At 49.0% G+C, this 9,007-nt stretch carries 8 protein-coding genes; 3 read left to right on the top strand and 5 right to left on the bottom strand.

What is annotated here, in order from left to right:
- Window positions 1-269: 269 nt before the first annotated feature.
- From IE070_RS07930 to IE070_RS07920, 3 genes are all read left to right on the top strand, one after another.
- Window positions 270-1,241: an integron integrase gene (locus IE070_RS07930; RefSeq protein ID WP_189482199.1), complete on the top strand. Its 972-nt coding sequence runs from the start codon at window positions 270-272 to the stop codon at window positions 1,239-1,241.
- A gap of 160 nt (window positions 1,242-1,401) precedes the next feature.
- Window positions 1,402-1,656 (top strand): type II toxin-antitoxin system Phd/YefM family antitoxin, encoded by a 255-nt coding sequence (locus tag IE070_RS07925; RefSeq protein WP_189482197.1) that lies wholly within the window; start codon window positions 1,402-1,404, stop codon window positions 1,654-1,656.
- Window positions 1,649-1,912 carry a Txe/YoeB family addiction module toxin gene (locus tag IE070_RS07920; protein WP_189482195.1) on the top strand — a complete coding sequence of 88 codons (264 nt, stop codon included), beginning with the start codon at window positions 1,649-1,651 and terminating at the stop codon, window positions 1,910-1,912. Before IE070_RS07925 ends, IE070_RS07920 begins: the two co-directional genes overlap by 8 nt.
- 139 nt (window positions 1,913-2,051) lie before the next feature.
- Here the strand turns inward: IE070_RS07920 and prpF are convergent, their stop codons facing one another.
- The 5 genes from prpF to IE070_RS07895 all read right to left on the bottom strand — a co-directional run bounded on the left by prpF (window position 2,052) and on the right by IE070_RS07895 (window position 8,948).
- The gene (prpF, locus tag IE070_RS07915; protein ID WP_189482193.1) at window positions 2,052-3,239 is read right to left on the bottom strand and encodes a 2-methylaconitate cis-trans isomerase PrpF; all 1,188 of its coding nucleotides are present in this window, start codon (window positions 3,237-3,239) and stop codon (window positions 2,052-2,054) included.
- Entirely contained in the window at window positions 3,239-5,824 is a 2,586-nt protein-coding gene (gene acnD, locus IE070_RS07910) for a Fe/S-dependent 2-methylisocitrate dehydratase AcnD (RefSeq protein WP_189482191.1), read from the bottom strand. Before acnD ends, prpF begins: the two co-directional genes overlap by 1 nt.
- A gap of 258 nt (window positions 5,825-6,082) precedes the next feature.
- Complete coding sequence (gene prpC / locus IE070_RS07905; RefSeq protein WP_189482189.1) at window positions 6,083-7,210, bottom strand: bifunctional 2-methylcitrate synthase/citrate synthase; 1,128 nt, start codon at window positions 7,208-7,210, stop codon at window positions 6,083-6,085.
- 110 nt (window positions 7,211-7,320) lie between these two features.
- On the bottom strand, window positions 7,321-8,205 hold the full coding sequence (gene prpB, locus IE070_RS07900) for a methylisocitrate lyase (RefSeq protein ID WP_189431843.1): 885 nt from the start codon (window positions 8,203-8,205) through the stop codon (window positions 7,321-7,323).
- 68 nt (window positions 8,206-8,273) lie between these two features.
- Entirely contained in the window at window positions 8,274-8,948 is a 675-nt protein-coding gene (locus IE070_RS07895) for a GntR family transcriptional regulator (protein ID WP_189482187.1), read from the bottom strand.
- Between the last annotated feature and the right edge of the window lie 59 nt (window positions 8,949-9,007).

Here is a 9,007-nt window from a genome sequence, read left to right as displayed (position 1 = left end):
GGTTCGAAGTTAACGCAAATGCTAAGGCTCCGCGTAGCGGCTTAGTTCAACGCTTATTCGACGGAAAAGTCCGTATTTAAAAACGGACTTTTCCGTAATTGTAAATTTACTTGGTCATACATTAACCACAAAACTTACTACAGACAATACCTTATAAAATTAATTTTGTAACACTAGGTAACAAATACGGAAACATCCGTCTAACAAGAGCAACTTGACATTTTTCAAATAACTGTATACTTAAACAGTGTTTATTTATGAGGTGTAACATGCCAACACAATCACCCTTTTTAGACTTCGTAACTGAAGAGATGTACAAACGCCGTTATGCTAAGCGCACGGTTGAAACCTATTTACATTGGATCCGCTTTTATATTTTATTTCATAAAAAGCAGCATCCTAAGGACTTGTCTGAGCTGCATGTCGAGCAATTTTTGACTTACCTTGCCGTAAATCGGCATGTTGCGGTACAAACGCAGGCATTGGCCCTAAATGCGCTCAGTTTTTTATATAAAGAGATTTTGCAGCGGCCGTTGTCACTTAACCTTAATTTTAATCAATCCAGTAAGCCCAGAAAACTACCTGTTGTATTAACTAAAGACGAAATGAAGCGTCTGTTAGGTGAAATCGATCCTAGCTATTTGCTTCTAGCACAATTGTTATATGGCAGCGGTTTGCGGTTAATGGAGGCGGTGCGGTTACGGGTTGCGGCCATTGATTTTGATTACCTATCTATCATGGTATGGCATGGTAAAGGCGGTAAACACCGGCGAGTAACGCTAGCGCCAGAGCTGGTGCCGGCATTAAAACGCCAAATTTCCTTGGTCGAGGCTTATTATCAGCAAGATCTGGAAACTGCAGATTATGCCGGGGTTTGGTTACCTTTTGCCTTAGCACGAAAGTACCCCAGTGCGCCGAAAGAGCTCGGCTGGCACTATTTATTTCCATCCGGCAAACTCAGTATTGATCCTGATTCTAAATTGCTGCGTCGCCATCATATTGATGAGTCAGGTTTGCAAAAGGCGGTGAAAAGCGCATCCCGCAAAGCGGCTATCGACAAGCACGTTAGCTGCCACACCTTACGCCACTCGTTCGCCACGCACCTTTTGCAAGCTGGAATGGATATTCGCACCGTGCAAGAGCAGCTCGGCCATTCCGATGTAAAAACCACGCAAATTTATACCCATGTATTAAAACAAGGAGGTAACGCTGTGCAAAGCCCACTATCGCAACTCCTATAAAACAACTGAAAGCATGAAACGGGCTCGCTAGATGGAAACTAAGTAAGGTATTTTAGCAATCCATCGTAATTCAGCAACGCAAACAATATGTCCGTTAAGTTGTACAGGTTGGGGTTTGGCGCTATACTTGTTCAACAAGTTGTACAGATGGAGCCATGTTATGCGAATAGTGTCATTTACTGAGGCGCGCAATAATTTAAAATCGGTATTGGATTCCGTAGTGAATGATGCTGATACGGCGGTTATTACCCGCCGCGATGCCGAGGATGCGGTAGTAATGTCGCTGGATTATTACAATAGTTTAATGGAAACGGTCTATTTATTGCGCTCGCCAGCTAACGCTGAACATTTACAACGCTCAATTGCGCAGTTTAAAGCCGCAAATACCAGCCAGCGGGATTTGCTGGATGAGTAGTACTGTTCTGGCATGGACCGACGAAGCCTGGCAAGACTATCTGTACTGGCAAACCCAGGACAGAAAAACGTTAAAACGCATAAACCTGCTGATCAACGATACCAAACGCTCACCTTTTGCTGGTATCGGTAAGCCGGAGCCGTTAAAAGAAAACTTGTCTGGTTTTTGGTCATGCCGTATCGATGACACTAATCGTTTAGTTTATGCCGTGGCTGATCAGGCATTAACCATTATTTCCTGCCGCTATCATTACTAATGTTTTTTCCAGTTCATTCCCACTGAATCCTTTATAATTCATTGGAAAGCGCACTAATTTCTCACTGGATTACCGTTTTGTGAAAAAAAACAGAGCGCCAATAGCGCCCTGTTAAATCACTTAACGTCAAAGGTATCTTTTAGAAACAATCGCCCGGCACCCTGACAAAGCCTTCCATCAGTACCCGCGCGCTGCGGCTCATAATGGCTTTGGTTACCGTCCATTGGCCAGCCACTTCAGCGGCGGCGGCGCCAACGCGTAAGGTGCCAGACGGATGGCCAAAACGTACTGCTTCTCTTGGCTCACCACCTGCAGCTAGATTTACCAGTGTACCCGGTATTGCAGCAGCCGTACCAATGGCCACTGCTGCCGTGCCCATCATCGCATGGTGCAATTTACCCATTGATAACGCCCGTACCAGCAAATCAATCTCGCTAGCAGCAACGGTTTTACCGCTGGACGCTACATAACTTTGTGGTGGTGCGACAAAAGCAATTTTTGGCGTATGAGCACGAGCGGCCGCTTCGTTGATATCTTGTATCAAACCCATCTTTACTGCACCATAAGCGCGAATGGTTTCAAAGCGCGCTAACGCCACCGCATCGCTATTTATCGCGTCCTGCAGTTCAGTGCCGGTATAGCCAATATCTGCGGCATTAACAAAGATGGTCGGAATACCGGCATTAATCAGCGTGGCTTTAAAGGTACCAATACCAGGCACGTCTAAATCATCCACTAAATTGCCGGTCGGGAACATGGCACCGCCACCCTCGCCTTCATCGGCGGCTGGGTTTAGAAACTCAATTTGCACTTCAGCGGCCGCAAAAGTTACCCCATCGAGCTCAAAGTCACCGGTTTCTTGTACTTCGCCGCCCGTCATCGGCACATGGGCAATAATGGTTTTGCCAATATTGGCTTGCCAAATCCGCACCGTGCACAGACCATTTTGCGGGATCCGCGCAGCATCCACCAAACCATTGCTAATCGCAAAAGCGCCTACCGCCGCAGTCAGGTTACCGCAATTGCCACTCCAATCGATAAAAGGCTTATCAATCGCGACTTGGCCAAACAGATAATCAACATCATGCTCGGGCTTGCTGCTTTTAATTAAGATCACCGTTTTACTGGTGCTCGAGGTCGCGCCGCCCATGCCATCGGTATGTTTACCGTAAGGATCCGGGCTGCCAATTACTCGCAGCAGCAGGTTATCCCGCGCCTTACCCGGCTGCTGCGCAGCCGCGGGTAAGTCGGTCAGCTTAAAGAACACGCCTTTCGACGTGCCTCCTCTCATATAAGTCGCAGGGACTTTAATTTGTGGTGCAGTCATTACACCGCTCCTTGCAAAAAGTCCTGCGCAAAGCGCTGCAGCACACCACCGGCTTCATAAATCGACACTTCTTCCGCCGTATCTAAGCGGCAGGTTACCGGCACTTCTACCACTTCACCGTTAGCGCGGTTAATTACCAGTGTTAAATCGGTGCGTGGTGTACGGGCGCCTTTCACATCATAAGTTTCAGTGCCATCTAACTGCAGGGTTTTGCGGTTAGTACCCGGCTTAAACTCCAGCGGTAATACGCCCATCCCAATTAAGTTGGTACGGTGGATCCGCTCAAAGCCTTCGGCCGCAATGGCTTCTACACCCGCTAGGCGCACACCTTTGGCGGCCCAATCGCGTGATGAGCCCTGACCATAGTCAGCTCCAGCCACAATAATCAGCGGCTGTTTGCGTTCCATATAGGTTTCAATCGCTTCCCACATCCGCATCACTTTACCTTCCGGCTCTACCCGTGCCAGCGAGCCTTGTTTGACGTTGCCGTTTTCCAGCACCATTTCGTTAAACAGTTTTGGATTAGCAAAGGTGGCGCGCTGCGCAGTTAAGTGATCGCCGCGGTGCGTGGCATAAGAGTTAAAATCTTCTTCTGGCAAGCCCATTTTATGCAAGTATTCACCGGCGGCGCTGTCCAGCATAATGGCATTCGACGGTGATAAATGGTCGGTAGTAATATTATCCGGCAAAATCGCCAGAGGTCGCATGCCGCTTAAGCTGCGCTCGCCCGCCAGCGCGCCTTCCCAATACGGTGGTCGGCGAATATAGGTACTTTGTGGCCGCCAATCGTACAGTGGTGTTACTTTGTCACCATAATCCACTTCCAGCGCAAACATCGGCTCGTACACTTTACGGAACTGCTCCGGTTTTACGCTTTGCGCCACTACCGCATCAATTTCCGCATCGCTTGGCCAAATATCTTTTAAGGTAATGGCTTTACCCTCATGGTAACCCAGCACATCTTTTTCGATATCAAACCGGATGGTACCGGCAATGGCATAGGCGACAACTAGCGCCGGTGAGGCTAAAAACGCTTGTTTGGCATAAGGGTGAATACGACCATCAAAGTTACGGTTACCCGATAACACCGCTGTGGCATACAGATCGCGATCAATAATTTCTTGCTGAATTACCGGATCCAGCGCACCGCTCATACCATTACAGGTGGTACAAGCAAAGGCGACAATACCAAAGCCAAGCTGTTCGAGTTCAGACAGTAATTGGCCTTCTTCCAAATACAATTGCACGGCTTTTGAGCCAGGCGCCAGCGAGGTTTTTACCCAGGGTTTGCGGCTTAAACCGAGTTTATTGGCATTACGCGCCAGCAAACCTGCGGCAATCACGTTGCGCGGGTTCGAGGTATTGGTACAGCTGGTAATGGCGGCGATAATTACCGCGCCATCTGGCATTTTACCCTCTTCAATTTCGTACTTACCGGCAATGCCTTTAGCGGTTAAATCGCTGGTCGACAAGCGAGCATGCGGGTTAGATGGGCCAGCCATAGTGCGGCCAACACTGGATAAATCAAAGTGTAGTACCCGCTCGTATTCGGCGGTTTTTAAGCTCTCGCTCCACAGGCCAGCGGCTTTGGCATAGGTTTCTACCAATTTAACCTGCACACTCTCGCGCCCTGTCAGCGTTAAGTAATCTAGCGTTTGCTGATCAATCGAGAACATGGCCGCAGTTGCACCGTATTCTGGGGTCATGTTGGATATCGTTGCCCGATCACCTAAACTCAGGCTATCGGCACCTTCACCAAAGAATTCCAAGTAGCTTGATACCACTTTTTCTTTACGCAAAAATTCGGTTAACGCCAGCACAATATCGGTGGCCATAATACCAGGCTGCGCTTTACCGGTTAGCTCTACGCCAATAATATCCGGCAGGCGCATCCAACTGGCACGGCCAAGCATTACGCTTTCCGCTTCTAAGCCACCCACGCCAATGGCGATTACGCCTAATGCATCAACATGCGGCGTATGGCTGTCGGTACCCACTAAGGTATCCGGAAACGCCACGCCGTCTTTAGCATGGATCACCGGCGACATCCGCTCTAAGTTAATCTGGTGCATAATGCCGTTACCCGGCGGGATCACATCCACATTTTTAAAGGCTTTTTTGGTCCAGTTAATAAAGTGGAAACGATCGTCATTACGGCGGTCTTCAATAGCGCGGTTCTTGGCAAAAGCATCTTTTTCAAAACCGGCATGCTCTACTGCCAATGAGTGGTCGACAATCAACTGGGTTGGCACCACTGGGTTCACTTTGGCCGGATCACCGCCCTTTTCGGCGATAGCATCACGCAGTCCGGCTAAATCAACCAGCGCGGTTTGGCCTAAAATATCGTGGCACACTACGCGGGCCGGAAACCACGGGAAATCGATATCGCGCTTGCGGTAAATCAGCTGTTTTAGCGCATCTGGCAACAACGCCGGATCGCAGCGGCGTACTAAGTTTTCCGCATGCACGCGTGAGGTGTAAGGTAATTTGGCATAAGCGCCCGGCTCAATGGCGTCTACCGCTTCGCGGGCGTCAAAGTAGTCGAGCTGGGTACCAGGTAAATTTTTGCGGTATTGGCTATTCATGGTTGGTCTCTGTCTGCATAGCAAAGGCTGAATTAAATGTGGTCTGGCAAGGACGAGAACCGGATGATGCTAAACCAAGTCTCGAAGGCATGGATGCCTGACAAATGCGTCTGGAACGCATTTGCGCTGCAAAGCTGCCCGCAAGGGTGGACGTCATGGAAGACGTCCACAATGAAGCCTACATGGATGTATTCACGGCGGCTTGGTGTGCATCATCCGGTTCGATGTTGTTACACCGAACCTTGCTTACAACGCTTACTATCTTTGCGCAATCGGTTTTACGCTACGTGGCTCAACACCCACATAATCCGCACTTGGCCGGATAATCCGGTTATCAGCACGCTGCTCCATCACATGCGCAGCCCAGCCCGTTAAGCGGCTGCACACGAAAATCGGTGTAAACAACTTAGTTGGAATGCCCATATAGTTATAAGCCGAGGCATGGAAGAAGTCCGCGTTACAGAACAGTTTCTTCTCACGCCACATTACGGCTTCACAGCGCACAGATACATCGTACAGCTTGGTATCGCCATTGGCGTGCGCCAGCTTTTCTGACCACTCTTTGATCACAGCGTTACGCGGATCTGACTCAGAATAAATGGCATGGCCAAAGCCCATAATCTTTTCTTTGCGCTCTAACATACCCAGCAATTTTTGCTCGGCATCGTCAGCGTTATCCATTTTCTCAATCAGTTCCATCGCCGCTTCGTTCGCACCGCCGTGCAATGGGCCACGCAGTGAGCCAATAGCGCCGGTGATGCACGAGTGCATATCACTTAAGGTTGACGCGCAAACGCGAGCGGTAAAGGTTGAGGCGTTAAACTCATGCTCTGCGTATAAAATTAGCGAGGCTTGCATTACATCAATATGCAGCGCTTCAGGCTTTTTGTCGTGCAAAGTCCAAAGGAATTGCTCGGCCAGCGTATCTGCGTCAGTTTCTACGTTTACCCGCTTGCCATGGTGGCTATAGTTGTACCAGTAATTTACCAAGCCTGGGAAAATCGCCAGCATGCGATCGGTTACATCTTGCTGCTGGGCAAAGCTGTCTTCCATTTCCAAGTTACCCAGCATTGAGCAGCCGGTACGCATCACATCCATCGGATGGGCATTGGCCGGAATACGCTCTAATACGTCTTTTAGTGCCTGAGGCAGTGCCCGCAGGCTTTTGAGTTTGGCTTTATAAGCCGCCAGTTCAGCGCTATTTGGCAGCTCGCCTTTTAAAATTAAATACGCCACTTCTTCAAAGGTGCAGTTAGCGGCTAAATCTTTAACATCATAACCCCGATAGGTTAAGCCTGAACCGGTTTTACCCACGGTGGATAAGGCGGTTTTACCAGCGACTTGGCCACGTAAACCTGCGCCTGAGAGTACTTTACCTGTTGACATGGTTGTTGCTCCTGTTCTATTTAGCCTTCATCCTTACCACTGCAGCGGTGTTAGCTACAACGGCAATGATTTTGGCTAAAAGTAATAATTAAAAATGTAAAATAGTTATATTAAGATTTTTTGCTGGTAAACAGCTGATCCAGTTTTTGCTCAAAGCTGTGATAATTTAAAAAGTCATACAGCTCAGCACGGGTTTGCATGCTATCGACCACGGCTTTTTGATCGCCGTTTTCTAAAATCGACTGATAGACATTAAGTGCCGCTTTATTCATGGCGCGAAACGCACTTAACGGATACAGCACCATGGCCACACCCACACTGGCCAGCTCAGCTTTGTTATACAATGGCGTTTGCCCAAATTCAGTGATATTCGCCAGTACTGGCACCTTTAAGGCGGAGGTAAAGGCTTTGTATTGCTCTAGCGTATGCACGGCTTCAGCGAAAATGGCATCGGCACCGGCGTCCTGACAGGCAATGGCTCGCTCAATGGCGGCGTCTAAGCCTTGCTGCGCTAAGGCATCAGTACGCGCCATAATAAAGAAACTCTCGTCAGTACGGGCGTCAACACTGGCTTTTACCCGATCAACCATTTCATCGAGGCTAACAATTTCTTTATTGGGGCGATGGCCGCAACGCTTCTGCGCCACCTGATCTTCAATATGAAAGCCGGCCGCGCCAGCACGGGTCATTTCTTTTACCGTACGGGCGATATTAAAAGCCCCACCCCAACCAGTATCCGCATCCACTAATAGCGGTACTGAGGTCGCGGCAGTAATACGGCGGATATCTTCACACACATCGTTTAATGAGGTCATACCTAAGTCGGGTAAACCAAAAGAAGCATTGGCGACGCCCGCGCCAGACAGGTACAACGCCTGATGTCCGGTACGCTCGGCCATCATCGCGGTGTAAGCATTGATGGTACCCACAATTTGTAGTGGTTGATTGGCGGTAATGGCGGCGCGGAATTTCTGGCCAGCGGTTAAATTGCTCATCGTTGTTCCCCTGTTGCTCTAGTTCAGTCAGTTTGTGTGCTTAGCTTTTTGTGCCTAGCTTTGTGTGCTTAGATTTGCGTTCTTAGCTTGGTTTCAATATTGCGCCTGGAGGCAGCGATATGCCGGCGCATCAGTAAGTCGGCCAGTTCGCCATCGCGATTGGCAATGGCATTAATAATAGCCTTATGTTCGTCAAATGCTCGTGATACGCGCGGGCCGTTCATCCCCAGCTGCACCCGATACATCCGCATCAGGTGATACAGCTCGTCGGTTAGGATATTGATAAGGTACGGGTTTTTGCTGCCAAGGATAATGCGGTAATGAAAATCCAGATCGCCAGCTTCCTGATAATAACTTTCGCCTTCACGCACCCGTTGCGAACTAAGGTGCTGATCCAGTAACTCCTGCATCTCGCGAATTTCGGCATCGTTCATTTGCGTGGCGGCTAAGCGGCAAGCCAAACCTTCCAGTTCTTCACGCAGCTGATACAGCGATAATAAGTTTTCTGTCGACAATTTCACCACCCGTGAACCAGCATTGGGGGTGCGCTCTAATAAGTGACAACGCTCCAGCCTAGCTAATGCCTCACGCAGTGGCGCCCGGCTTAAATCAAAGCGTTTGGCCAGTTCTGGCTCGCTGATCTTGCTACCCGGAGCAATAACGCCATTGACGATATCCTGCAATAGCTCTTGCAGCACTCTATCGGCAGCGGTAACAACGGGTTTTAATAACGGCAAGGACATAGCAGATTGTCGACATAAAAAAACAATGTCTAAGTTTTAAGCTTAAATTATCAATTAGT

Origin of the sequence: Alishewanella tabrizica (assembly GCF_014652375.1) — a bacterium.
GTDB lineage: Bacteria > Pseudomonadota > Gammaproteobacteria > Enterobacterales > Alteromonadaceae > Alishewanella > Alishewanella tabrizica.
The sequence above is the reverse complement of the archived record's forward strand: the minus strand, read 5'-3'. Positions and strand labels throughout refer to the sequence as shown.